Annotated in this window: 22 protein-coding genes and 1 pseudogene; 18 read left to right on the plus strand and 5 right to left on the minus strand. The window is 49.5% G+C overall.

Going from position 1 to position 26,293, the window contains the following annotated elements; translation table 11 throughout:
• Positions 1 to 44 precede the first annotated feature (44 nt).
• From AC1DWB_RS05055 to AC1DWB_RS05075, 5 genes are all read left to right on the plus strand, one after another.
• Positions 45 to 596: a DUF2062 domain-containing protein gene (locus tag AC1DWB_RS05055; protein ID WP_477539945.1), complete on the plus strand. Its 552-nt coding sequence runs from the start codon at positions 45 to 47 to the stop codon at positions 594 to 596.
• A gap of 187 nt (positions 597 to 783) precedes the next feature.
• Complete coding sequence (gene aroF, locus AC1DWB_RS05060; RefSeq protein ID WP_477539946.1) at positions 784 to 1,827, plus strand: 3-deoxy-7-phosphoheptulonate synthase; 1,044 nt, start codon at positions 784 to 786, stop codon at positions 1,825 to 1,827.
• A gap of 782 nt (positions 1,828 to 2,609) precedes the next feature.
• Complete coding sequence (gene glnA, locus AC1DWB_RS05065; RefSeq protein ID WP_477539947.1) at positions 2,610 to 4,034, plus strand: type I glutamate--ammonia ligase; 1,425 nt, start codon at positions 2,610 to 2,612, stop codon at positions 4,032 to 4,034.
• A 176-nt stretch (positions 4,035 to 4,210) separates the two neighbouring features.
• On the plus strand, positions 4,211 to 5,548 hold the full coding sequence (locus AC1DWB_RS05070) for a DegT/DnrJ/EryC1/StrS family aminotransferase (protein WP_477539948.1): 1,338 nt from the start codon (positions 4,211 to 4,213) through the stop codon (positions 5,546 to 5,548).
• Positions 5,549 to 5,594: 46 nt separating this feature from the next.
• Positions 5,595 to 7,415 carry a polysaccharide deacetylase family protein gene (locus AC1DWB_RS05075; protein ID WP_477539949.1) on the plus strand — a complete coding sequence of 607 codons (1,821 nt, stop codon included), beginning with the start codon at positions 5,595 to 5,597 and terminating at the stop codon, positions 7,413 to 7,415.
• Between the two features lie 131 nt (positions 7,416 to 7,546).
• Here the strand turns inward: AC1DWB_RS05075 and AC1DWB_RS05080 are convergent, their stop codons facing one another.
• The gene (locus AC1DWB_RS05080; RefSeq protein ID WP_477539950.1) at positions 7,547 to 9,253 is read right to left on the minus strand and encodes a methyl-accepting chemotaxis protein; all 1,707 of its coding nucleotides are present in this window, start codon (positions 9,251 to 9,253) and stop codon (positions 7,547 to 7,549) included.
• Positions 9,254 to 9,409: 156 nt separating this feature from the next.
• Here AC1DWB_RS05080 and AC1DWB_RS05085 point away from each other — a divergent pair, with 156 nt between their 5' ends.
• Together AC1DWB_RS05085 and AC1DWB_RS05090 are read left to right on the plus strand one after the other, a co-directional pair.
• The gene (locus AC1DWB_RS05085; protein ID WP_477539951.1) at positions 9,410 to 10,729 is read left to right on the plus strand and encodes a DUF1800 domain-containing protein; all 1,320 of its coding nucleotides are present in this window, start codon (positions 9,410 to 9,412) and stop codon (positions 10,727 to 10,729) included.
• A gap of 15 nt (positions 10,730 to 10,744) precedes the next feature.
• Entirely contained in the window at positions 10,745 to 12,028 is a 1,284-nt protein-coding gene (locus AC1DWB_RS05090; protein WP_477539952.1) for a DUF1501 domain-containing protein, read from the plus strand.
• Positions 12,029 to 12,136: 108 nt separating this feature from the next.
• Here the strand turns inward: AC1DWB_RS05090 and AC1DWB_RS05095 are convergent.
• The 3 genes and pseudogenes from AC1DWB_RS05095 to AC1DWB_RS05105 form a co-directional block, all read right to left on the minus strand.
• A pseudogene (locus tag AC1DWB_RS05095) lies at positions 12,137 to 12,541 on the minus strand (Rpn family recombination-promoting nuclease/putative transposase); the annotation flags it as partial.
• 86 nt (positions 12,542 to 12,627) lie between these two features.
• Positions 12,628 to 13,407: a pentapeptide repeat-containing protein gene (locus AC1DWB_RS05100; protein ID WP_477539953.1), complete on the minus strand. Its 780-nt coding sequence runs from the start codon at positions 13,405 to 13,407 to the stop codon at positions 12,628 to 12,630.
• Entirely contained in the window at positions 13,394 to 13,747 is a 354-nt protein-coding gene (locus tag AC1DWB_RS05105) for a PadR family transcriptional regulator (RefSeq protein WP_477539983.1), read from the minus strand. Before AC1DWB_RS05105 ends, AC1DWB_RS05100 begins: the two co-directional genes overlap by 14 nt.
• Before the next feature lie 174 nt (positions 13,748 to 13,921).
• Here AC1DWB_RS05105 and AC1DWB_RS05110 point away from each other — a divergent pair, with 174 nt between their 5' ends.
• From AC1DWB_RS05110 to AC1DWB_RS05160, 11 genes are all read left to right on the plus strand, one after another.
• A complete protein-coding gene (locus tag AC1DWB_RS05110; RefSeq protein WP_477539954.1) occupies positions 13,922 to 14,944 on the plus strand; it encodes a phosphotransferase in 1,023 nt (340 codons plus the stop codon).
• 132 nt (positions 14,945 to 15,076) lie between these two features.
• Positions 15,077 to 17,254, plus strand: coding sequence for a helix-turn-helix domain-containing protein (locus tag AC1DWB_RS05115; protein ID WP_477539955.1), 2,178 nt, complete (start codon positions 15,077 to 15,079; stop codon positions 17,252 to 17,254).
• A 187-nt stretch (positions 17,255 to 17,441) separates the two neighbouring features.
• Complete coding sequence (locus AC1DWB_RS05120) at positions 17,442 to 18,362, plus strand: ABC transporter permease (RefSeq protein WP_477539956.1); 921 nt, start codon at positions 17,442 to 17,444, stop codon at positions 18,360 to 18,362.
• A 13-nt stretch (positions 18,363 to 18,375) separates the two neighbouring features.
• The gene (locus AC1DWB_RS05125; protein WP_477539957.1) at positions 18,376 to 19,236 is read left to right on the plus strand and encodes a carbohydrate ABC transporter permease; all 861 of its coding nucleotides are present in this window, start codon (positions 18,376 to 18,378) and stop codon (positions 19,234 to 19,236) included.
• A gap of 66 nt (positions 19,237 to 19,302) precedes the next feature.
• Positions 19,303 to 20,871, plus strand: coding sequence for an extracellular solute-binding protein (locus tag AC1DWB_RS05130; protein ID WP_477539958.1), 1,569 nt, complete (start codon positions 19,303 to 19,305; stop codon positions 20,869 to 20,871).
• A gap of 45 nt (positions 20,872 to 20,916) precedes the next feature.
• A complete protein-coding gene (locus tag AC1DWB_RS05135) occupies positions 20,917 to 21,972 on the plus strand; it encodes an amidohydrolase family protein (protein WP_477539959.1) in 1,056 nt (351 codons plus the stop codon).
• 15 nt (positions 21,973 to 21,987) lie between these two features.
• Entirely contained in the window at positions 21,988 to 22,347 is a 360-nt protein-coding gene (locus AC1DWB_RS05140; protein WP_477539960.1) for a Rieske (2Fe-2S) protein, read from the plus strand.
• Between the two features lie 324 nt (positions 22,348 to 22,671).
• Positions 22,672 to 24,240, plus strand: coding sequence for a sigma-70 family RNA polymerase sigma factor (locus tag AC1DWB_RS05145; RefSeq protein ID WP_477539961.1), 1,569 nt, complete (start codon positions 22,672 to 22,674; stop codon positions 24,238 to 24,240).
• Positions 24,241 to 24,329: 89 nt separating this feature from the next.
• Entirely contained in the window at positions 24,330 to 24,773 is a 444-nt protein-coding gene (locus AC1DWB_RS05150; RefSeq protein ID WP_477539962.1) for an MORN repeat-containing protein, read from the plus strand.
• 194 nt (positions 24,774 to 24,967) lie between these two features.
• Positions 24,968 to 25,237 (plus strand): putative immunity protein, encoded by a 270-nt coding sequence (locus AC1DWB_RS05155; RefSeq protein ID WP_477539963.1) that lies wholly within the window; start codon positions 24,968 to 24,970, stop codon positions 25,235 to 25,237.
• Between the two features lie 145 nt (positions 25,238 to 25,382).
• Positions 25,383 to 25,823: a hypothetical protein gene (locus tag AC1DWB_RS05160; RefSeq protein WP_477539964.1), complete on the plus strand. Its 441-nt coding sequence runs from the start codon at positions 25,383 to 25,385 to the stop codon at positions 25,821 to 25,823.
• A 50-nt stretch (positions 25,824 to 25,873) separates the two neighbouring features.
• Here the strand turns inward: AC1DWB_RS05160 and AC1DWB_RS05165 are convergent, their stop codons facing one another.
• Entirely contained in the window at positions 25,874 to 26,185 is a 312-nt protein-coding gene (locus AC1DWB_RS05165; RefSeq protein ID WP_477539965.1) for a hypothetical protein, read from the minus strand.
• Positions 26,186 to 26,293: the final 108 nt, after the last annotated feature.

The raw sequence follows: 26,293 nt of genomic DNA on the forward strand, positions 1-26,293 counted from the left end.
TAGAGTATATATAGGCCCGATTACTCAGGATAGGATGAATAACAGTGGGCGAGCAGACGAACCGGGCAACAAGAGGGTCTACCAAGGCGACGCGTCTGACATTAGTGGGCATACGCCGCTGGTTCAAATTTAAATATTTGCAGTTATTTCGCGCTAAGGGGGGCGCCGCCAAAGTAGCCATCGGGTTCGCAATTGGTTTAGCCATTGAGATGTTCACCTTACCTACATTTGGACTGGCCTTCTTCTTAATCTTTCCGTTAGTGTACATGTTTCGGGCAAGCTTGGCTGGAGCGTTAATCGGGTTCGTATTCGGCAAAATCATTTATATTCCCATGGCTTTCTTCAATAATAAAGTTGGTGGATGGATCGTCCCCGATCATTTTAATGAATGGATCTCATTCTTACCTCATTGGCTCAAAAAAATGCTCTATATGAATATCAAGCTCATTTTAGGTGGAATGGTGGACGGTGTGTTGCTCGGCTTGTTGTTCTACTTCCCGATCAAATTCATGCTGGAGTTTTACACAGCTAAGAGGACCGAGAAGCGAAAAACACGCAGGGCTCAGCTGCTGATACACGCACAGGAAAAGAAGTGAATATGATCTTAATTCGGAAGCTTCCATAAGCTGGAGTCATTTTGATGCTTGACGGGAGCTTCCTTTTCATTGTATAGTTGCTTTAGCGATTAAAAGCATAAAAGCATAGAAGCTTAAAAGCGAACAAGCGTCACAGCGTCTACGCTTTTAAGCGTGGAATAATATACCATTAGGAGAGTGTTCATCCATGATAGCCATAACATCCAATCAAGTATCTGACGAACGTATTGCCGAGATTGTACATCATATTGAGAAGAACGGCGTGCAAGCGCATGTATCGAAGGGTGTGGATCGAACCGTCATCGGTATTATTGGCAAAGCTGATCCTAAGTTAGCCGAGCAGCTCCGTCAAATGAGCGGTATCGAGAACGTCATCAAGATATCCAAGTCTTACAAGCTGGCTAGCCGTGATTTCCATCCCGACAACACCGTGATCCGGATTAAGGATGTATCGATCGGTGGAGATGAGCTCGTCATTATGGGTGGACCGTGTGCGGTTGAATCGCCTGAACAGATCGATGAGATCGCTCGGTTGGTTAAGCAAGCGGGAGGCCAAGTACTTCGAGGCGGAGCATTTAAGCCAAGAACAGGACCGTACAGCTTCCAAGGCGTAGGTGTCGAAGGATTGGTCATGATGGCTGAAGCCGGACGCAAGCACGGACTGTTGACGATAACAGAAGTCATGACTCCGGAATATGTGGACGTGTGCGCGGAGTACGCCGATATTCTCCAAGTCGGAACGCGCAACATGCAGAACTTCGATCTGCTCCGCAAGCTGGGTCAGACCGATCGACCTGTTCTTCTGAAGCGGGGCTTCAGCTCCACGTACGACGAATTCCTGAATGCCGCCGAGTACATATTGGCTGGCGGCAATCCGAACGTTATGCTCTGCGAACGCGGAATTCGTACGTTCGAGACCTACACGCGCAACACGCTTGACCTGACAGCTATTCCTGTCCTTCAGCAGCTTAGCCATCTCCCGGTAATCTCAGATCCTAGTCATGGCACAGGTCGACGCGAATTGGTAGAACGGATGAGCAAGGCATCGGTTGCGGCAGGTGCCGACGGCCTGATTGTCGAGATGCATACCGATCCAGACAATTCCATGACGGGAGACGGTGTTCAATCCTTGTTCCCGGATCAGTTCGCACAATTGTTGGTTGATCTTGAGAAGCTGGCACCACTCTGCGGCAAAACGTTCAATACGGTTAAATCGCACAGTTTCGTTTAAGCGTTGATCGAACTCACATCTACTCGGATTCCCGCTCCCACAAGGGCGGGGATTTTTTATTGATTCAGAATGATTAACTTCGCTGCTTGTTCATCGTCTCGACAAACTCACGGCGTCAAAGGACGCCGTGAGGCGATTATCCTTGTATGTTTTTGGGGTTCTGAGGGAGACTGGAGACTGTCCCCATAGTTGCTTGTCTTGAAGTATGCAGTTAAGCTCGAATTAGTTGATCAATGAGGTTCAGTGGTGATTGCTACTATGTAGAATGCGATTGTTGTGCACACGTTCGAAAAAATCCTGCAAAAGTACATGATTTTTGATCCGTTTGCATCCGAAAGGGAGAAAATCCTGCACTTTTGCAGCATTCCGGAAGTAGATGCCATTTGGAAAACGAAACTCCAAAAACGAAAGAAGAACGAGAGAGGGTATGGGAAGGGGTGGAGAAGCGGAGCGTCCGTCTTTGAAATCTTGTTCACACCGAAACATACAATCATAGGAACAAAATTTCAACAACGGTCGGAATCTCCTCCCATGCCCTCCCCACGCGCCACAACCACCAAGGACCTTGCCGTAGGCCGGGTTTTCTTGTTGTTCAAGCTTTTTGACGAAATTGTGAAAAAAACCGCTTTCATGTAAGCAAAGCTGACATGAGCGCAAAAAATACCTTACATAAGTATTGACGGTTGAAAACGCGTCGTTTTATAATAAATCCATAATCATTGAAAACTTGAACAATGATGATCAATTTTACCGAAATCGTTCGGATATAGGGGGATATGAACATGTCAGTCCAAAACGTAATGTCACTAATTAAGGAAAAAAATATTGAGTGGGTTGATTTCCGTTTTGTCGGGTTGACCGGTAAAGCGAACCATATCAGCTTGCCATCCACTGAAGTAGAAGAAGAGACATTCGAGAACGGCGTAGCGTTTGACGGTTCGTCTATCCCAGGCTTTCGCGGAATTGAAGAATCCGATATGGTTATGATGCCGGATACGGAAACGGCGTACGTAGATCCTTTTACAGCCCACCCTACATTGGTCATTATGTGTAACATTCATTTGCCAAACGGCGAGCGTTATGATCGCGACCCGCGTTCGATCGCGCAAAAAGCCGAAGAATACTTGCAAACCACTGGAATCGGAACGACTGCGTTTTTCGCTCCTGAGTCCGAATTCTTCATCTTCGACGATGTCCGTTACGAATCTGGTATGAACAAATCGTACTTCGAAGTGGATTCCAATGAAGCAGCATGGAACTCCGGTCGTAAGGAAGAAGGCGGCAACCTGGGCTTCAAGGTACCGGTTAAGGGCGGATATGTGCCTGTAGCTCCCATGGATAGCCAACAAGACATTCGCAGTGAAATGTGCCGTTTGCTGGCTGAGTCAGGCCTTCGCATTGAGCGTCATCACCACGAAGTTGCAACAGCCGGTCAAGCTGAGATCAACTTCCGCTTCGACACCTTGACTAAGACAGCCGACAACCTCTTGAAATACAAATATATTGTGCACAACACCGCTCACCAGTACGGCAAGGTTGCTACATTCATGCCTAAGCCATTGTTCGGCGACAACGGTTCCGGGATGCACGTTCACCAATCGATCTTCAACGATGGCACCCCTCTTTTCTATGAAAAAGGCAATTACGCGAACTTGAGTGAAATGGCTATGCACTACATCGGCGGTATTCTGTACCATGCACCAGCTCTGATCGCTTTGACGAACCCGAGCACGAACTCTTTCAAACGTCTCGTACCTGGTTACGAAGCACCGGTCAACCTTGTATTCTCCAAAGGAAACCGTTCCGCTGCCGTACGTATTCCGATTGCTGCTGTTACACCAAAAGGCTGCCGCATCGAGTTCCGGACTCCGGACTCCACGGCTAACCCGTACTTGGCATTTGCCGCTATGTTGCTTGCTGGTCTTGATGGAATCCAGAAGAAAATCGACCCAACCGCTCTTGGCTACGGTCCTTTCGATAAGAATATCTATGAAATGTCCGATGCGGAGAAGAACGAAATCCGCAGCGTACCTGGTACGCTTGACGAAGCACTTGACGCTCTCGAAGTCGACAGCGAGTTCTTGACGCAAGGCGGCGTATTCAGCCAAGACTTCATCAACAACTACATCGAGTTGAAACGCGGCGAAGCTAAGGCAGTAGCCATTCGCATTCATCCGCACGAGTACGGTCTGTACTTCGATTGCTAATCATTATCGCTTTAGCCCTAATACCCAACACTTCGACCTCCAGCTATTTGGCTGCGAGGTCTTTTTTCTGTTCATCCATAAAAATAGCTATGAATATCAAAAAATAGGTATGTAACAGGTGGAGAAGAAGATGTAGAATGGACTTGACTTTGAAAACAACTGGGAGGGGTAAAGGGATGACAGTATCTGCACAGTCCAAGCTAGCCTTATTAGGCGGTACTAAAGCGGTTACAATGGAAGTGGGCAATCTATTCAAGTGGCCAATCGTAACAGAGGAAGACGAGCAAGCTGTACTTGAAGTTATCCGTTCCGGCTCTATGTCCAACACGGATATTACAGCCAAATTCGAAGAAGATTTCAAGGCATGGCTCCATATGGATTATGCACTAGGCTTCAACAATGGGACGGCTTCGCTGCAAGCCGCCATGTATGCTTGCGGTGTTGGCGTTGGTGATGAGATCATCTGCCCAAGCGTAACGTATTGGGCGTCTGGGCTGCAAGCGTTCAACCTTGGGGCCACCGTCGTATTTGCTGATCTGGACCCTGTCACGTTATGCATAGATCCTAACGATATTGAACACCGAATCGGTGAGAAGACGAAGGCCATTATGGTCGTGCATTATTTGGGACACCCGGCCGACATGGATCCGATCATGGAAATTGCCGCGCGACGCAATCTGAAAGTGATCGAAGACGTATCCCACGCGCAAGGAGGCTACTATAAAGGAAGAAGACTTGGTACGATCGGACATGTCAGTGCGATGTCGCTGATGGCTGGCAAGTCGCTTGCCGTTGGCGAAGCTGGGATGCTGCTCACGAACGATCTGAACATGTATGAGCGCGCACTGTCGCTAGGGCATTACGAGCGTTTCGGTGCAAAGATTGAGAGTCCGGAGTTGAAACCATTCACCGGGTTACCGCTTGGCGGGTACAAATATCGCATGCATCAGGTGAGCTCTGCGATGGGCCGCGTACAGCTCAAGTATTACGATCAACGCTGTGCTGAGATCGATAAGGCGATGAACTACTTCTGGGATCTGCTCGACGGCGTTCCAGGACTTCGCCCGCACCGCACCGCGCCAGGCACAGATAGCACGATGGCTGGCTGGTATGCGGCGCATGGACACTTCGTGCCGGAAGAGCTAGGTGGCCTGTCGGTTACTCGCTTCTGTGAAGCGGTCCAGGCCGAAGGCGCTATCGCGGGTCCGGGCTGTAACTTGCCGATGCACAAGCATGCTCTTTTGCACGACGCCGACGTGTATGGTCACGGGAAGCCGACTCGTATTGCCCATGCAAGCCGCGATGTTCGGGAGCTGGATAACAGCTTACCGGTCAGCGACAAGATAGGGCAGCTAGTTTACTCCATTCCATGGTTCAAGCATTTCCGTCCTGAACAGATCGAGCAATATGCAGCGGCCTATCGCAAAGTAGCCGAGAACTATCAAGAGCTGCTCGAAGGCGACAAGGGCAACGCTCCATTCGTAGGCGGCTGGCATTTGTCCAATCGCAGGTAATGGCTATTAAACCTCGCAAATGATTGCGTAAGAAGGGACATTATTCATGATTCATATCATATGGAATGAACCACAATGTCAAATGATCCGTGCAGAAGGACGCGTTAGCTATACAGAATATGTATTCGAATTATTGACCTATCTTGGCCTGTCTTATACGAAATGGTCCCCGTCATCTTGGATGGCACAGCTACCAGGAGGGCTGACCATTGTGGTTGGAGAGAGTGATGATCCTCAGTGGGAGCAAGCTTGTGAAGCTTATTGCCGCGACGGCAACACCATACTCGCAATCGGAGGGTTGTTTGGCCTGGACCGACTGTACGGTGTGACGACTGTCAGCAATGACGTGAACATAACCGAAGGCTGGGTGGATTGGGGAATAGCTTCTATCGCGGAAGATCTGCTTAGCTCCTTTCACTTCTTCGGTTCTATATGTGTGCTGGAAAGCGTAGAAGCTGCGGACGACAGTGTTGATGGAGGAGCGAATCTACAGAAGTGGGGGCAGCTCGTACGCCGGAACGGGGTATTACGTGAGTCGTTCCCGGCATTAGCGGTCAAGTCGATTGGCAGAGGGAAGGCCGTCTTGCTGGCGGTCAACTTAATGGAGACATTCAGTCTCATTCAACAGGGCATGAAGGTAATCAAGGACGGACCGGCTGCACCGGACGGGACGGGGGCGATTGACGATAACATTCTGAAGGCAGATGACGCTTGTGTGCTGGATTGGAATCGCGACCGCAATGCCGTAATACCGGAAGGCGCTCCGTTCTATCTTCATCCGATTGTGGATGAATGGCGGATTCTCTTCATGCGGCTCATTCATCAGCTATTCACAGAAGCTGGTCAGACGTTCGGACAGTTGTGGCTGTGGCCGGATGGAATATCCGCGCTCGGGCATATCTCTCACGATACGGACCGGAACATTGTCGATCAGGCACATACCACACTCGACCGATTGGCTGAAGCTGGCGTTCATTCTACATGGTGTATCATTATGCCAGGTTATCCGGAGGACGTGAATCGCCGGATCGTCGCCGAAGGACACGAAGTGGCACTCCACTATAATGCATTAGGCTCGGAAATACCGGAGAGCCAATGGAAAGAGTCCCACTTCAAATATCAATTCGATATGCTGCAAGAGCAGTTCCCAGATCAGAAGATCGTTTCGAACAAGAACCATTATCTTCGCTGGGAAGGCGATTTCCAATTGTTGCAATGGTGCGAGCGTCAAGGGATCCGGATGGAGCAGACGAGAGGCGGCACGAAGCAAGGCAATAAAGGATTCCTGGCCGGTACATCACATCCGTTCCTATCGTTCGATCCCTCTACGGGCCAGCATGCGACGAACGTCGTCAGCCTGCCTACACTGTCATGGGACCCGCCATTTCCAATGCGCTGTACAGCGGAAGAAGCGTTTGCCTTGACCGACAGGGCGCGGGACGTATATGGGGTCGCTCATTTCTTATTCCATCCCTATATGGTCGCGGTTGAGAGCCAAGTCGGCGATATCATGGTGAAGCTTGTCCAATATGGCCGAAGTCAAGGTTTGGATTGGTGGACTGGCGAGCAAATTCTGAAGTGGTTCGATAAACGTCGTCAAATTACCGTCGAATGGTCAGCTGGAGAGGCAGGCGAGTCCGCTCAAGGTCGTATCGTCTCAACGGCTGATACGGAGATCGAAGGTATAACCGTGCTGTTTGCTTACAATGAAGAGGAGTTCGGAACGTCGGAGCATCCTTGGGGCATTGCGGTCGACAACGGAGCTGAGCTTGCCCGAGTCACCAATGTGATCCGGTACGGCTGCAAGTATAAGGAAGTGCAGCTGCATGTGCAGCCGGGTGAAACGAAGATTTGGTTGACCCGCTAAGCTCTGAATCATGAGATAATAACAAATGAGTAAGAGGAAAGCCGATTCCCGAGTCTTGACGACTTAGGGATCGGCTTTTATTTATTGATGTAAGGCTTCATCGATATCCATCATTCGCGTCTTTCAATCTTCTACACCTTGAACCGCGCGATCATCGCGTTCAACTGCTCGACGCGCTCGTTCAGCGATTCGGTCGCGCCCGTCATCTGCTCCAGCGCAGCGGCTTGCCGCTCGGACGATTGCGCGATCGCATGGTTGTGGCCGACGGCATCGCGCGTGATGCGTTCCATTTCGCTCACCGACTGGCGCACAATCTGCGAGCCGGCGGCAATCTCGCGCGAGGCGGTCGACACGTCGCGAACCTGTTCGGTTACGCGCTCGACTTCCGCCTGAATCGCGTGGAACGTGCGATTCGCGTCGTGCACGGCCTGCATGCCGGCTTGCACCTCGGCCGTGCCAGCCTGGATGGCGGTCACGACGTTGTCGGTGTCCGCCGCCGTCTGCTCGATCAGTGCTGCGATCTGCTGCGCGGATTGCTGCGATTGCGCGGCGAGCTTGCGTACTTCGCCGGCTACGACGGAGAAGCCTTGGCCGTGCTGGCCGGCGCGAGCGGCTTCGATCGAGGCGTTCAGCGCCAATATATTCGTCTGCGCGGCAATGCCTGTCATTGTCTGCACAATATGGCCGATCTCTGCAGAGCGATGCTCCAACTGCGCGATGCTCTCGGCGAGTGTGTTCGTCGTGGAGACGATCGTCTCCATCTGCGACATCGCTTTGTCCACCTGCGCATTTCCGTGCTTCGCTTCGGTCATGGCTGCAAGCGAAGCGCTACTGGCGATGGCGCTTGATCCGGCTATTCGCTCAATGGCTGCACTCACGCTCTCCATCGAGCGGGCCGTCTCGCCGACTTGCTTCATATGTACGGCAGAACCCGTGGCCACTTCCCGAATGGCTGATGTGACCTGCTCGGCTGATTGTCCCGTATGTTCGGCGGTTTCAGCCAACTGATGGGAGGCGTGCTGCAGCTGTGAAGCATTGTCGCGGATTCCACGGATGATCGCGGATAGATCATCGACCATCCGTTGGAAGCTGCGGGATAACATGCCGATCTCATCCGATCGTCCTGTCTCCACGGAAACCCGAAGATCGCCGGATTGTACTACGGTGATGACGGCATTCAGTCGCTTTAACGGCTGAATTAATATTTTGGCGATCAGCCATATGGCCGCAATTGACAGCAGCAGCATAGCGGCGGTAAGCCAGATGATGAATATGCGATTTTGCTGCAGCCGGTCATAGACAGAACTAGCGTCGAAATCCGCTCCAACTACCCCTATCATCTCACCAGAAGCGTTCTTAATCGGAACATAAGCTGTCAACGTGGCGCCGTATTGATCGTTCGACAAATCTCCGATTTGTACGGATTTCTGAGTGAATACTGCGGCAAGAGCGGGATACGGTTCGGATTCCACTTTTCCAAACGCTGAGAAATCTTCCTTGGCTTCCAGCGGAGCGCCGTCCACCACATAATAATATTCGCTCTCCCCGTTGCGATCCCGCTGTCCCATCGTATACAAATATTTCAAGCCGTATGTAAGTTTCATTTCATTCAACAGGAGTCGGAGCTCTTGATAATAAGGGGATTCCGCAGATAAAGTCTGGTAGGGCTCGAGCTTGATCTTCTTGGCGGCCTGTTCGGCTATGACTTTGGCTTGATCGCCTAATGCCTTCGTAATTAAATCAGCACTCGCCCGGTATAACACCACGCTAAGCAGACAGCCAGAAAGGAGTAGAACAACGGTAAGAGACAGGATGATGCGGGACTGCAAGCTTTTCAACACGGACCCCTCCAGAAATATACAAGTAAACACTCAAGTAATTGTACTATAATCCGTTCTGGGTTCAAATAAATTGTAGTCAATCTTTTGTAACAAATTACGAGTATAATGATCGTATAGAGAATGCCGCTTGAAGTGGGAGTAGGAGGAGATAGGATGGCTTCTGCGTGGACGGAACAAGAGGCGGTGCATCTACTGAATCGAACGACCTTTCATACATCGCCTGATGACATTGCTGCAGCGCTGCGGCTTGGCAAGGAGGAGACGGTGCGTAGGCTGATTACCGGTGAACCGCTGTTCGGAGAGGCGCGAACCTTGCTGCCGATCGAGGAAGTGTTGGCAGATGGGAAAAATCTGAGCACGACCGCTATCAGCGATTATCAGACGTATTGGCTATATCGGATGACCGAGACTAGCGCTCCGCTTACGGAGAAAATGACGTTGTTCTGGCACGATCACTTCGCGACCTCCTTTCGGAAGGTAAACAATGTGTCGCTTATGGTGCAGCAGAACGAGCTGTTCCGCAAGTATGCGCTGGGGAGCTTCTACGATCTGTTGATCGAAGTCGGGAAGGACCCGGCGATGGTCATCTGGTTGGACGGGAACAGCAACAAGAAGGGCAAGCCGAATGAGAACTATGCCCGGGAAGTGATGGAACTGTTCACCCTAGGCATCGGTAATTACTCGGAGGAGGATGTCAAGGAAGCTGCGCGTGCATTCACAGGCTGGTCGGTCAACAAGGAAGACAATTATAAGATCAGCTTCAATTCGAAGCAGCACGATACCGGTACGAAGAAAGTGTTGAGTGAAAGCGGTAACTTCAACGAGCATACCGTCGTTGACGTCTTGTTCCATCAGGCAGCGCTTTCTCGGCATATGGCTTCCAAGCTTCTGCAGGCTTTTGCAACGGCCGATCCACCAGAAGAATGGGTCAATCAAGTAGCCGCAGATTTCAAGGATAGCGCTACGGTAGGCGATGTACTCCATAAGCTGTTCCTGTCAGAGAGATTCTACAAGACTGAATATCGCCGGGCGATCATCAAGTCTCCCGCCGAATATGTGGCCTGGATTATTCGCGCCTATCAGATTCCGTTGTCGAAAGGCTACGTGTCTGCGATGCGCAAGATGGGGCAGGAGTTGTTTTTGCCGCCAGATGTGTCCGGCTGGGTAGAAGGGACTTCCTGGCTCATGTCGTCCTCTCTGTTGGCCCGCTATCAGTTCGCGGAATCGATAGCCAAGAAAGTGAAGAGTACGATGTTCACGGAACGACCGTACAATCTTGCAGCCGGGGCTGAGGCCCAGGATTATGTATGGGTGTGGAGCCGATATGCAGGAATCGGGTCACTCGGTAAGCAAACCGAGACAGCGATGGTCCGGTATGCGGAAGATACGTTCCTATACGCCAAATCCAAGATCAATGGAATGCGCGGGTTGCTGCAACTGCTGCTGATTAGTCCGGAAGCCCAGATGAAGTGAGAGGAGGCGAACATAATGAAACATATGACTCGAAGAGAGCTGTTGATCAAAGGGACCGCCTTGTTCGCGACTCTTGGACTGGGTGTTCCGTTGTTCCTGAATCAGCAGGGCCATGCATTAATTACGGATGCAGCGTTGGCTGATCAAGCGGACTCTACCGGGGCAGCATCTGGGACGGGATTAGCAGTGAAGTCCCCCGTGTTGGTCGTCGTTCAGTTGTCTGGAGGCAATGATGGGATGAATACCGTCATTCCCTATGGATTAGGTGGTTATTTCGACGCGCGACCGACACTCAAAGTTACAGAGGATGAAGTATTGGCCTTGAACGGGCAGATTGGCTTGCACCCCAGCTTGGTCGGCCTTCATGAGATGTACAAGAACGGTAAGCTGGCTGTCATACAAGGTGTGGGCTATCCGAATCCGGATCGTTCGCACTTCCGCTCCATGGACATTTGGGAGACGGCTGTCCCTGAGAAGCTGTCGCATTCCGGCTGGCTGGGGCGGTATGTGCAATCTTCACTTGGAACCGTCCGCAATCCGCTGAAAGCCGTTCAGGTTGGCAACAATGCGAGCAAAGTGTTCAATGGCGACCAGGTTAATGTCCCTGTCATTCAGACAATGGAAACGTTCAATTTCCTCGATCCCAAGACACCTGTTGCTGATCAGAATCGGATTGCCAAGGCTTTCCTCGATATGTATGATCCTGAGCGGCAAGGCGAGCAGCTGAAAGTAACTTGCCAGCGGGGTATCGATGCCTATAATAGTGTGGAGGCGATCCATTCGCTTAGCCCAGACTATCAGAACAAAGTCGAATATCCGAAAGGCAATTTTGCCAAAGACCTTCAACTTGTCGCGAAGATGTTGGCCGGCAAATCTGGAACGCGGGTGTTCTATGTCCAGCTTGGCGGATTCGACGATCATGCGCAGGAGAAGGAGCAGCACGCTAGTCTGTTGAAGGAGCTCGACTTGGGCCTTCAAGCCTTTTACCAAGACTTGGAGGCACAAGATCTGGAGAGCGAAGTAGTGACGATGGCGTTCTCCGAGTTCGGACGCAGGGTGAAGGAGAACGGTAGTGGTGGTACCGACCACGGGACTGCAGCGCCGGTATTCGTACTAGGCGGGAATGTGAAGGGCGGTCTGTATGGGGTTTACCCTAGCTTGACCGACCTCGACCGCAACGGCGATCTGAAGTATGAGGTTGACTTCCGTTCCGTCTACTACACATTGATGGACGGTTGGTTGAAGGGTGATGCAGTCGGTGTGCTGGGCAAGTCATATGAGAAGTTGCAATTCATTTAAAACTGCTACGGGTAGAGGGTATGCTTTCCTCGTATAGATCTGATTACCGTTAGAAAAAAAACCGTCCGGATCGCCGGACGGTTTTTGGTCAAGTGGTAAACCGTGCTTCTATTGCAGCATATTCCTAATTTCTTCTTCTGACATTCCGGAGGTCTCGGCTATCAATTTAATGTCAATTCCTTTGGAGAACAATTTTTTTGCCATCTCCAATTTTCCTTTTGCTACGCCTTCTGTTCTTGCTCCTTCAAGCATGGAAGCCTCATCGTGTAAATATTTTTGTCTAGCTTCATACAACCTGCGGGCCTCTTCGTCCTGACTTAGAAACTCCAAGGTCGTCATGGCTTTTTTCAAAGTAGGTTCTCGCATCGTTAATACCTCCCACTTGGATTTATCCGCACCTTTCAAGAACAATAACCAATTTATAAGACCACCATCAATTGGAACGGCCTGTTCATCTAGCTTCGGCAATTCAATCATATGCACTTCAATATCGTCAATCAAGGGAATACCCGATTATACCATGCATTTCGTCGTCTGATGCAAATTGATCGAAAGCTTCTGCCAGCTTGCTGATCAAGATCAGCGGTTTCTGGGTCGAGCTACTGAGCTCGCTCGTATACTTCGAGCAGCTTATCGATCGGGATGCCATTGATGGTGAGCCCTTCGATCTGACAGCCTTCGATGGTCACGCCGGATAGATCACAGTTGCGAATCGTGCTATCGCGCATGTTCACGTCATCCATATAGAGCGGCTTGTAGTCTCCAGGCTGGAGAAGCCAACTGTCTCTTAATGTTGACCCCTTGATGGATACGCCGGATAAGTTGCAGTTCACGAATTCGGACCCTTCAAGATCGCAACGGTCAATGGTCGATCTCTTGAAATCATTTTCCGAGAAGCGAATTGGAGTTGTATGTCCGCCCAAGTCGTGGATGACCGCTCCGTTCATCTGACTGAATCCGATTGAAAGTCCATCGAGATCCAGATGCCTTAAGGAGAGATTGGCCATACCGCCGTGGTGGATTCGCATTCCGTTCAGCCGGCTGTCGAATACTTCAGCACCCGTAAGATCCACATCACGCATCACGATACCCCGCATATCGGAGCTCTCGATCTTGGCTGCGTTGAAGTCGGCTCTCATCCATGTCTTGCGTGCAAAATCACTCTGCTTGAATCGGTCCAGAAGCTCGCCAACACTTCCGTGATCACCGAATCGCTCGATAGCCAGCTTCAAGCTGTCACTCTCGGATTGGCCTGACTGCATCAATTCCGCTACAGTTTCCAGCAGATGACGCTTCCATTCCTGCTTCGTCTCGATCACTTCCTCGGTTACCAGCACATGTCGGAATAACGTATCGATATACTGTTCAATGGCTTGCATCCTCGTCGCCCTCCTTCAGAAATTCGTCCAATACCTGCTTAATAAATTCCCATTCTCTCCGCTTCTGTGCATAATAACGAACCCCGTCAGCGGTTATGCGGTAGTACTTACGCCGCCCACCGGCTCCACCTTCCTCGTCGCTCCAGTAGGATTCGATCATAAGCTGCTGCTCCAGCCGTTTGAGCGCTAGATACATCGTGCCTTCCTTGAGTTCGAAGTTCGCCTTGCTCCGTTCTCTTGCCGACTTGGCCAGCTCATAGCCATACATCGATTGCCGGGACAGAAGAGCAAGCAATATGGTGTCGATGTTGCCTTTGAGTAGTTCTTTGTTAATTTCCAGAATGCACCACCTCAACAATATATATAATACATAGTACTCTATAATGCAAGGTATATTTCGCACTTCTGTAAAGGAGTTTAATTACTCGGGCTCGAAGTTGTAGGAATCGATGAGTCCAAGTAGGCTTGCTCCAAGAGTTGGTACAGGGTTAATCCAAGAGGAGATGATGAATTAATGAATCAAGCGACACCGCGCAACCTGCTGCAACAAATCACCTATTCTCTCGAGCGTTCGTTCGATATTCGCGTTGATACGGCAACCCCGATTTTCCGCGGTCATTTGAACGAGAAGTGGATCATGGAATCCAATAGAGGGGCTTTGTTCGTCAAAAGTTATAACCGGGATCGATACTCGAGATACGAGCCACAGATCTGGGAAGAGATAGAGCTCGCCTTGCAGCTGCACGCGGCATTGAATAGCAAGGGCGGAGCATGCCCCGCGTTGCTTACTCCCGATGGCAATCTGCCGTATATCCAAGTGACGGATGAAGGGGAACGATTCGTCGTGATGGAGCTATGCAAGGGGAGTATAGTAGATTCGAGTTCGCTGAATGGACGTCAAATGTACAGTCTTGGAGCCGCTGCGGCACAGATGCACCAGGTTTGGAATGAGACGGACGATCTATGGATAGATGGCGGCGGGCGTACAAGGGACCTGGTCCCCTTATGGCAAGTATGTCGTCAGGAGATGGAGCAGACATGGGAGACTAGGTGGAGCCGGGCGCTTACGACAGGGAATGGACACTTTCAATCTGCATTACTGCTGCAAAAAGAAGTGATCGAACGTATCCATGACCGGGATTTCAAAGATGGCTCGCCAGGTTGGACGCATTTGGACATGTGGACAGATAATCTGCTGTTTCATGACAGCTCATTAGCCGCCATCGTTGATTTTGATCGGGTCYGCTATTCATTTCCTCGGCTGGATGTCGGGCGGGCTATTCTGTCTTGCGCTTGGCAAGACGGTACGTTCCGGGAAGAAATCGCAGCCGCATTCGCCGAAGGGTACCGCTGCTATAAGGAACTTCCCAAGGGCAGTATGCTGCAAGCGGTCAAGCACATCTGGTGCGTGGAATCGTTCTGGTGGCTGCATGAGGGAATGGATCGAAGTGATCGTGTCGTCGAGCGGTTCGTGAACGAAATGCTATGGACAGCCAGGCAGTGGGATACGCTGGAGGATACACTGGGCGGGATATAACAATTGGTTCAGCACGGAGAAGATTTTAGAAATTTAATATCATAAATAACTGATTTTTGTTGAAGTATTATTTCTTGCATCATATAATATTATAAGACTGTAAACGGTTACAAGTGGCGGGAGGCAATGTTGATGACCATTTCTAAGGTGCAAAAATATCGATTAGCCCTTTTTTGGAGACTGTTCACCAACTACTTCGTCGTTATTCTCATCCCGGTTATTGTCTCCAGCATTCTGGCTCATGTTCTTGTAGTCCGCACGATTGAGAAGGATGCAGAGAAGCTTAATGACGTCGTCATCAGCCACTTTTCCAAGCAGACGGACACGGCGCTTGATTCTTTGAAGACCAGTATGATCAACATGCTCAGCTCCTCCAATCTACTAAGTCTGCTCCGTGTCGTGGATGAATCGCGTGACAATCCGCAGCGTGCGGAGCAATTTCATTCATTACGAGAACAGTTGATGAAGCTTCAATCCGATAAATTAGTATCGAAGGCATTCTTATACTTTGCCAATCACGATATGGTGGTTGATGTCGATATTTATACGGATAAAACGTATTACTTCGATTATCGGTTTCCGATGATGGAGCGGCAGGGGGAAGTGTATCTATCTCATTTTATCGGCAAGAAGATGATGGACTTCACCGATTCGAAGGCAATGGGCATGTCCGCCATCATGAGTTATCCATTTAACACCGACAAGCCCGAGATGTATCTAGTCGTCGAATTCAACGAGAGCAAACTCCAGGAGCAGATCAACATCCCGGAGGAGTGGGTGACGGGAACGGCCATAGCTACCAGCCAAGGGCTCATCATGAATCAGAATGGCTTGACCGATAAGGAAGCGAAGGCAGTGCTGGAGCATACGCGGGCCAATTCCATGGGATCGCAATTCCTCATCACAGACGAGATCGCCATGTCGCTCGTGAAATCCCGCTTCGACGAATCATGGTATTATGTGACGATCGCGGACTTGCGTACGCTAATGAAGCCTGCACACATTACGCGGGCGATCAGTTGGGCATTTCTTGTCTTTTTCCTTGTGGTGGGCAGCTTCGTGTCTTACTATTTAAGCCGTCGCTTGTATCGTCCGATCAAGGAAATTACAGAAGAGAACAAAGAGTTGTCTCAACGGGTAAGCGGGATGTCCCCCATGGTGCAGGAGTTGTTCGTGACCAAGATTTTGCAAGGCGAATACCGCGATGCGCTGTCTATTGAATATTTTGCAAAGGAAATCAAGTTTACATATCACAAGAATTCGGTACGAACGGTTCTGTGCCTGGCGCTTCATTACAATTCGCAGGAATATGAACAATTGACAGAGACGACGAAGTCCTTTATGCTCGTGGAGCTCAAGGAACGTATATTCAAATCCTCGCCATCGATGGTCTGGCTATGCCAAACGAAGCCGGACGTGATAGCGTGCGTCGTGCAACATGACCCTTTCCTGCACTTCGGAGCCGAGGAGGCCGCGGCCATCATCAGCGTTGTGCTGGAGCAATACAGCCCCTACTTCAAGGCGACGATAGGGATCGGCAAGACGGTGAACGCCATCGAGGATCTGCATGAATCGTATGAACTGGCGTCGTCCGTTCTCCAGAATCGTGGCCTTGATTCCGATGTGGAGATATGCCGCAGTCCGAATGTATGGGAGCGAACGCAGTGGGAAAGCTTCTTATCGGTTCAGGATGTGAACCGGATCATGAACCAATACAAGACGCGGGAGTTTGACTTGCTGCTACAATCTGTGTTCGATATGCTTGATGAGGGAAACCGTAAGAATGCTACAGCTATTCAGGTCAAATATTTGTGTACTGACGTTCTCAACACTTGGATCCGTGCCGTAGAAACTGAGCAAAATGATTTCAACGTGCCTTTCTTCTCAGGACTGTTCGAGAGGCTCAACCGTTGTATGACATGGGATGAACTGAGGGACTGTTTCCAAGACATTCACAATATTTTGTTTCGGGCGGAGGAGCCTGATCATCGGGCCAAACAGTTTACCGATATATTGGCCTATATCCATGAACATTACAACGAGGAGCTGTCGATCGAATATTTTGCCGGACTGTTGAATATGTCGAACGGCCACTTCAGCCGTACCTTCAAAGAAGAGGTGGGCGAGAAGTATGTGGAGTATATCGCGAAATATCGGCTGAAGCAGGCCAAGCAATTTTTACTCGAAACGGACTTGAAAATCGATGACATCGCAGAGAAGGTCGGGTACTGGGGACGTAACTCGTTCATCCGAACTTTTCGCAAATATGAAGGCATTACTCCTGCCAAATATAGAGGGATCAACCATTGACTTCATTTTTTCTGAAGTCTCTTTTTTTTCCTCCGATCACCCGGGACAGCCGTGAATTCCTAGATGAACGAACCTTTGCAAAAAAAGAGACTGGGGTAATTATGTATGCTTTACGGTATGTGTCCGACTTTGTATAGTTAGGCCATCAACCAGTGTGAAAACGCTACCAAGGGAGGGGCTGGAGGACATGCAGCAGCGTAATTATGTATGGTACATGATGAGAAAGCACCGCGCCCTGTACCTGTTAATGCTGCCAGGGATTTTGTATTACATCATCTTCAAATATGCACCTATGTACGGAATCATCATTGCCTTTCAAGACTATTCGATCGGCAGAGGGATACTCGGAAGCAAGTTTGTAGGGATGAAGCATTTTATCGAATTCTTCTATGTGAATCCGGATTCTTGGAAGCTGATCCGCAATACCGTGATGCTGAACGTGTATGACATCCTGTTTCATTTTCCGGCACCAATCATCTTAGCCCTGCTGTTCCATGAGATTAAGAACAAAATGTTCAAACGAATTGTACAGAGCATCAGCTACATGCCTCACTTCTTATCAACGGTTGTCATTGCTGGTATCCTAGTCACCTTTCTTTCTCCGCAAACCGGGATCATCAATTTGCTTCTAGTGAAGGTGTTCGGGATGGAGCCGATCCTGTTCCTAGGTCTGCCTGGTTGGTTCCGGACGATCTATGTCAGCTCAGAAATATGGCAAAAGGTCGGCTGGGGGACGATTCTGTACCTGGCTGCCATTGCCGGTATCGATCCGACTCTGTATGAAGCCGCCAAGATGGATGGGGCGAACCGCTTCCATCAAATGCGCCATATTACGTTCGTCGGCATGGTACCCGTCATGATCATACTGTTCGTCCTTACGCTCGGCCACTTCATGGAGACCGGATTCCAAAAAATATTGCTGTTATATAATTCCATGAACTATGAAACTTCGGACGTCATCAACACATTCGTGTATCGGCGCGGCATCTTGGATGCGGATTTCAGCTTCGCCACAGCCGTCGGGTTATTCCAGTCGGCCATCGGCCTGGTCCTCGTCGTTGCCGCTAACCGGATTGCCAAGAAATATTCAGAAACGAGCTTGTGGTGAAGGAGGGGCCGAATTGAAAATCAAACAATCGATGGCCTCCAGGCTATTTGATACGTTCAACTATGTGAGCATGATCCTGCTGATTATCGTAATGATATTCCCGCTCGTCTATGTATTCAGCGCTTCAATCAGTGATAACGCCCGAGTGTCGAGCGGGGATGTGCTGCTCTTGCCCAAGGGAGTTACGCTTATTGCTTACAAACAGCTGTTGTCCAATCCGGATCTATGGGTCAGCTACTGGAATACGATCCGCTATACGCTCGTTCATGTAGTGCTGACCTTGATTGCAACCTCGGCCATGGCTTATCCGCTGGCGAAGAAATGGTTACCTGGTCGAAAAATTATTCTGATCATGGCCGCGTTCACCCTACTATTCAGCGGCGGGATGATCCCGACGTTCCTAGTCGTTCAGAAGTTGGGGATGTTGAACACGATCTGGGCAATCGTCCTGCCGACGCTTATCAGTACGTGGTACTTGTTCATCATGCGGACGTTCTTCGAAGCATTGCCAGAGGAGTTAGAGGATGCGGCGACAATCGACGGCTGCTCCTCGCTGCAAGTGCTGCTGCGGATCGTGCTGCCATTATCGATGCCAGTCATGGTAACGATCGGCTTATTCACAGCTGTGAATCAGTGGAACGCCTTCTTCGATGCACTCATCTACTTGAACGGCCGTTCGATGTATCCGCTGCAGATCATGCTTCGGAACATTCTCGTGGCCGGCACTACGATTCAGGGTGAAGGTGATCTGACCCTACTGCAGACAATGAAGTACGCCATCATCATCATTGCTACGCTCCCGATCCTATGCGTGTACCCGTTCATCCAGAAATACTTCGTACAGGGAACGATGATCGGCGGAATTAAAGGATAGTTGTAGATTCCATGGAATCTAGCACTATATAGGCTTACTTTTTAACCATTATAGGGAGGTAAACGCATGAAAAAAAGAACGTTGGCAATGGCACTGACCACGGTTATGCTCGGAAGTTTGGTCGCAGCAGGGTGCTCGAGCAATTCGAAAGATACGCCCCCTGCTGGAGATACGAAGAAAGCGGACGACTCCAAGAAGCCGATCACCTTCTCCTGGCTAGCCTATGACCGCCCGGAAGGAAAAGTACGCCAGGACTGGGACATCTTCAAGGAAATAGAAGCCAAGACTGGTGTCAAGGTAGAGTTTCAAGTGGTCAGTCAGGAAGGGTTGAAGGAAAAGAAGCAGATCATGATTGCAACCAATACGGTAACAGACTTCATTCAGGTCGATACATTGGAAGGAAGACAGCACGGCCCGGACAAAGTGTTCTTGAACTTAAAGGACTACTTGAACAAAGCACCGAACCTGAAGGCGTTCTACGACAAATATCCAGAGGCCAAAGCGGTCGCTACAGCTGCTGACGGCGGGATCTACACCGTTCCTGTCATTGAGGGCGATGCAGCAGGGAAAGGCTTTAACTTCATCTGGTACACACGTAAGGACATCATGGATAAGTACAATCTCAAGGAGCCGACCAATCTCGATGAATTCTACCAGTACTTGAAAACACTCAAGGAAAAACAGCCCGATACGTATCCACTCATCAATAACGCCCTTGTCGGCGATACCGGGTTATTCACGACATTCGGAAGAGCCTTCACCGGCATTCACGGCTTCTATAACCTCGACCCGTCTACAGATAAATATGCGTTTGCTCCTTATCATAAAGGATATAAGGACTCGCTTATTTTCCTGAATAAACTGTATAACGAGAAGCTGCTGGACCCTGAATTCTCCATGATTACGCAAGCACAGTGGGAAGAGCGGATACTTAGAGGCAAATCGCTTGTGACGTATTTCTGGAAGGCTGACTTAGAGACTCTGATGGACAAAGGTCGTAAAGCGGGCATTGCCGATTATACACTCGATGCGATTCCTCAATTCGCTGCAGCCGGAATCAAGAATTATCAATTCTCCCGTCCGGTTGTCGGTGCCGCTGGCCGCGCCATCTCGGCTAAAGTGAAAGACAAGGACAGAGCAGTCCAGTATCTGGACTACTTACTAGGCGAAGAAGGCTCCAACTACTTAGCCTTGGGCATCGAAGGTAAGACGTTTACGAAGGAGAATGGCAAGCCGGTTTACAACAAGGATTTCGGCGCCTCACCATTCACTGTACTGCGTAAGGACTGGGGTGTCTGGTACGACATGATTGCGCTCGACAATGCGAAGTCCCGCGAGGTGTGGGAAACAAGCTTAAGTGAGAAGGGCAAGGATATCAACAAGCGTTACGAATCGTTCATAATTCCGGCACCGAAGCAGATCGTGAAAACGACTGAAGAGCTGGAGCTGGAGAAATCCAAGCTGAACAACTTAAACAAATTCCTGGAGCAGAAGCTGACCGAATTCGTTGCGGGTAAGACGCCGATCAATGATAAGACGTACGAAGAATTCATCGACCAGGCGAAGAAACTCGGCTCTGACGAACTGCTTAATATGTACAATGCGTCCTATACTCGCACTTACGGCAAGAAGTAAGCAATCGGGCAGGTAACCCCTGCCCGTTGGATTGGAGGGATACGAATGGTCGATGATTTCAAGGTCATTGATGTGGACGTCCACAATGAACAATATGATTCCGCCTTGCTGCCGTATTTGGCCGAACCTTGGCGATCTCGAGTAGCAACGACTGGAATCGGGTATGCCGGCTCCGGGTACTATTCGCCTGTAGGTGTGATGAAGAAGGATGCCATTCCGCCCGGTGGTGGCAGAGCCGGATCAGATCCCGACTTATTGATCAAGCAACTGCTTGAGGGCTACAATGTGGAATACTGCGTGTTGACCGGGGTTGTGTACAACATCTCGACGACACACGATCCGGATTATGCGGCGGTCATATGCTCGGCCTACAACGACTTCTTGATCGCGGAATGGCTGGGCAAGCATAAGGCGTTCAAAGGTGCCATGGCCGTTTCTACATTGGACCCGCATCTAGCCGCGAGAGAGATTGACCGCGTCGGCGGCCATCCTGATATCGTGGAAGTTATGATCTCCAGCGCCGCTCGTTCGCCGCTCGGTCAGCGGCTGTATCACCCGATCTATGAGGCGGCGGAACGGAACGGTCTACCCCTTGCGATACATCCGGGTGCGGAAGGAGGGGGCAGCTCGACTGCCCCTACTGCAGCAGGTTATCCGTCCCGGTACATCGAGTGGCACACTTGCTTATCGCAAATGTTCATGGCTCATCTCGTCAGCATGGTGTGTGAGGGTGTATTCGAGAAATTCCCACGGTTGAAGGTGGTGCTTACCGAAGGGGGCATTGCCTGGCTGCCGCACTTGATGTGGAGGCTCGACAAGAACTATAAGGCGCTCCGCTCAACGGTCCCGTGGCTGAAGAAGCTGCCTAGCCAGTACATTCGCGAGCATTGCTACTTATCGACGCAGCCTATTGAGGAGCCGGACAATCCGCAGCATCTGATCGACTTGTTCAATATGATCGATGCCGAGAATATGCTCCTGTATTCGAGCGATTATCCGCACTGGGATTTCGATTCGCCGGATATGATTCTGAGGAGACTGAAGCCGGAGGCGAAGCGTAAAATCTTTTACGAAAACGCCAAAAACCTGTATAACCTATAACTCATGGAGGGTCTTATGACAGTACACTACGTGCTGGATGCGGATGATGTTCCTGATGGCGGACACGCGGTTGTCACGATCGAGGGCAAGAGCATCGGCATATACCGGATTCACGACGAGTATTACGCCTTGAACAATTATTGTCCCCATCAGGGGGCGCCGATGTGTGCAGGATACGTCTCCGGGACCACACTTCCTTCCGACGTGTACGAATACAAGTACGGGAAGAAGGGCTTGATCATCCGATGCCCCTGGCATGGCTGGGAATTCGATATTCGAACCGGCAAGTCCTTGTTCAGCGACAAGATATGGGTGAAGAGCTACAAGGTGCACGTTGAAGGCGGCAAAGTCGGTGTTGAAATGGAACGAAGGTAGGCGAGGTCGCATGTGAATAAAAGGGATCGAATGGGCTGGTAGCCTGTTCGATCCCTTTTTGGGCGTCTTAATCTGCCAGGGAACCGGCAGCTGGCCTCGTAGAACTTTACTACAGTAGCTGTTGATCGAAGTCGTGGTAATATGAATGAAGTACTTAATGGGGGAGGTTGGCTAGTTGAACCTAACATTGGAAACAAAGTGCCAACAAGAACTCATAATGACCAGATACAGCGTGCCTGGATCAAACACGAGTAATAGGACGGAGTAACCTTTGTGACCTTGCCTGGCACTTAATATAGAGGACGATGAAAGGGAGGAGACAACGTGCAGCAGTGGATTGAACAGGCGAAACAAGGCGATCGGGAAGCCTTCAATCATATAGTTCAATATTATACGGCTATGGCTTGTGCTGTCGCGTACGATAGACTGCGTGATCCTCATTTGGCAGAGGATGCGGTTCAGGAGGCGTTTACGGAGGCATTCATCCATTTGCATAAGCTGAAGGAAGCGGCTGCGTTTCCTGGATGGATCAAAACGATAGTCATTCGACAATGTCATCGGTTGATGCGCAGGAAGCAACACCACACGGTACCCTTGCATGAGATTGCCCAAACTGCCGATATCCAATTGAGTGTAGCGGACATTGTAGAAAGAAGAGAGTTGCAGATGCTGCTCCATGATTCAATAGCTTCTTTATCGTCCAACATGCGTGTCTCTGTTCAATTGTTTTACTTTCACGGCTACTCGCTTCAAGAGATCTCATCTTACTTGGGCACGTCTACTTCGGTGTTGAAGAAACGGTTGTTCGATGCACGTACTAAGCTGAAGGGTTCGCTCCCCGTAGCGGATTTCGTCTCGATGTTCCATCATCTGTATGAAGGAGGAAACAACATGCTGCATATTTGTAATGGGGATTCCGTTGCGGAAAAGCTAAGGCAGGACATCGTCCAGGGGGATATTCTGGTGTGGAGGGAGGTTTATCCGGAAGGGCCGGTCTTCTTAGATCCAACGGAATCAGCCAACCGCTTTGCTCGAGCGCAGTACTTGGAACAAGCAATGGGAATCCCAAGTTCAGACTATATACGTATAAGTGAAAATCAGGAAAAAGTATTGGTGGAATATCACAAATACGAGGAAATTGTGCTATGGTTCGAGCACGACCTATTCGATCAAACGATGTTATGTTATTTACTCAATTGGTTTGAGAAGCAGCCATTAGGTAACACCAAACTAAGCTTGTTGTGTATCGGATCGTTCCCGGGCATTGAACTATTCCGAGGATTAGGCCAGCTATCCGTGAAACAAATGGAAACTTTGTCGGGCACATGGCAATCCATCGGAAGAAAAGAGTTAGAGGTAGGGAAAGCCGTGTGGGAAGCTTATTGTTCTTCAGATCCTCGCAAGTTGGTGGAGTTGATCCAGGAAGGAGACGTCACTGCCCTGCCATTTGTGCATGATGCATTCCAGCTTCACTTATCCCGGTTCCCTTCGACTCGTAATGGACTTGGAATTGTAGAGCAGACGACTCTGGAGATGGTTCATAACGGGCTGCATACTCCACAGGATTTGTTTGCGCAAGTAGGGGATAAGCTGCATGGACTTGGGATGGGAGATCTTCAATATTGGTATTGTCTCGCGAAAATAACACGAGGTTCCTCTCCCTTGCTGCGTTTCGAAGGACTAGAATCATTTCCTACTTACCAAGACCCTTCACCGACATTTCGTCAATGTAAGGTTTCGTTAACGGAGTTAGGCAGGACTGTCATGGACGGGAACGAAGATTGGCTTGCCCTTCACGGAATCGATGAGTGGTACGGTGGTGTACGTCTGAACAATCGATCCATACCATGGAGATGGGACCCCTCCCGAAATACGATTGTTTCTAACTTATAAGTGACGATGATCAACGTTGAGCAGGAGTAGCCCAGAACATAAAGTTCTAGGTTACTCCTGGAATAGAATATTATACGAATGGCAAAATTTTGTACAAGGGTACGTTTAAAGATGGTGTCCATCACGGAAAAGGTTTGTTAGTGTCGGAAGATCAACTTCAATCCTATGATGGGGATTTTAAGAACGGCGAGATATCCGGCAGAGGGAAGTTTGTCAATAAAGGCCAACTGGTATACGATGGCGAGTACCTCGCTGGCGTCTATCATGGAAGCGGAAAATTATATTTGGACGGTGCTCTTGCCAATGATGGCAGTTTTGTCAACGGTGAACTATCTGGTCAGGGAAAGATGTACAATAAAGATAATGGCAAATTAGTCTACGAGGGTGAATTTAAAAACAATAAAACAACAGGAAATGGGACTAAAAATGTGCAGGATGATCGCACTGTGGTCAACATTACTATCCAAGTCGCGCCGACCAAGTCAACCGGTTCATTTAATGTGCCACCTGGCCTCAAAATTACCAGAGAATGAACCAATGTAGTATTCAAGGACTTCTTGACATTACAGGTTGGAGGTGATCCGGCATCCGAAGTATTTGAAAGCATAGAATATTTCGAGAAGGCACCGCTTCAAGTCGCGTAAATCGCGGCTATTTTTGATTTGGAGGTTTCTGCTACAAGCAACATATTGGTTAAGAGCACGTCTATGTAAGAAGGGATTCCGAGGTGCCCTTACTCCCCTTATTCGAGGAGAAGTACCCGGAAGACAACCGACCTCGTAATGCTATTGAAGCAGGACGTGCCTGGGAGCGTGGCGAAATAGCGATGAGCGAAGCTCGCACTGCTGCTTTTGCCGCCCACGCCGCTGCTCGCGATACCGAAGACATTGCAGCTTGCGCTGCTGCCCGCGCCACCGGTCACGCTGCAGCTACCGCCCATGTTGCTGGTCATGCTGTTCACGCCGCTACCTACGCTGCCCAAGCCGAACCCCACTGATAACGTTCCCGACACCGCCAATGAACGGAATTGGCAATACCAACACTTGCTTGATTTGGGAGACAACCTTTAACAGAGTTGTTGGGGCGCGACCTTTTTCGATAGTTATTCTCAAGTAGTTATCTCTCTCATAGGTGGTGTAATTATGCACGTGCTCAGACATTACTTGATCATGTGGATGTTTTTCATTGTACTATTCAGTGCTGCAGTATGGGGATTGGAACTGCTAGAAGGTAATAAAATCACGACAACCGAATATTATGGTCTACGCAATATAGGATATATTTTTCTCGCCGTACATAGTCTTATTGCTGTCGTTATGTATCCTATTGCATTATGGCCCTTATCCCTGATTATCCGTAAAATAGTGACGACTCCATTAGGGCAGGTGTTGATTTATACCGTTCTGGGTGGCCTGAGTGGGATGCTGATTTTCCACAATATGTACGATGACTATTTTGTTCAAGGGTACCAGTTGAATAGAAGCAGTGCCATGGTTATCTTTGGAGCATTCGGGTTGGTTTATGCGATAATGGACCGTTTTTTCGCATCCATCCTATTTAACAAAATGAAACTATTACCTTGATGGATGAATGGGAAACAGCCCAGAACATGAAGTTCTAGGCTGATTTGGTGTTATTGCCAGCTGTCGAAGGCGTCTTCCATACAGTCCAGATGAATCAACGATTTACGCATATGCTTACTTGGCACACTTTCGTTATAGGCAGCGATGTTCGCATTTAAAGCTTGCAAATCAGTTGTAAATTGTGCGTTTTCCGTACCAAGCTTCACCATGAGGCTGTTCAATTGCTCGCGAATTTCCTGTTGCAGCTGAAGCCAGTTCGGAAGGCTGTCCGTGTGGCGGCATAGGCTATAAAAAGGGTCGAACGCATCTGTATAGGATATGGTTTCAAGTAAGGTATTGTCCCGGATCGATTCACTTAGCATCTCATACTCCTCCAGTCGCTTAATAGATATCTTTGCTTCCATGAGTTAAGTATAACGCGAATCTTCGCAGTATCCCGAAGGAAATATGTCCAAACGCTAACGGAATCT

It is taken from the genome of Paenibacillus sp. P4_E11, assembly GCF_056401635.1.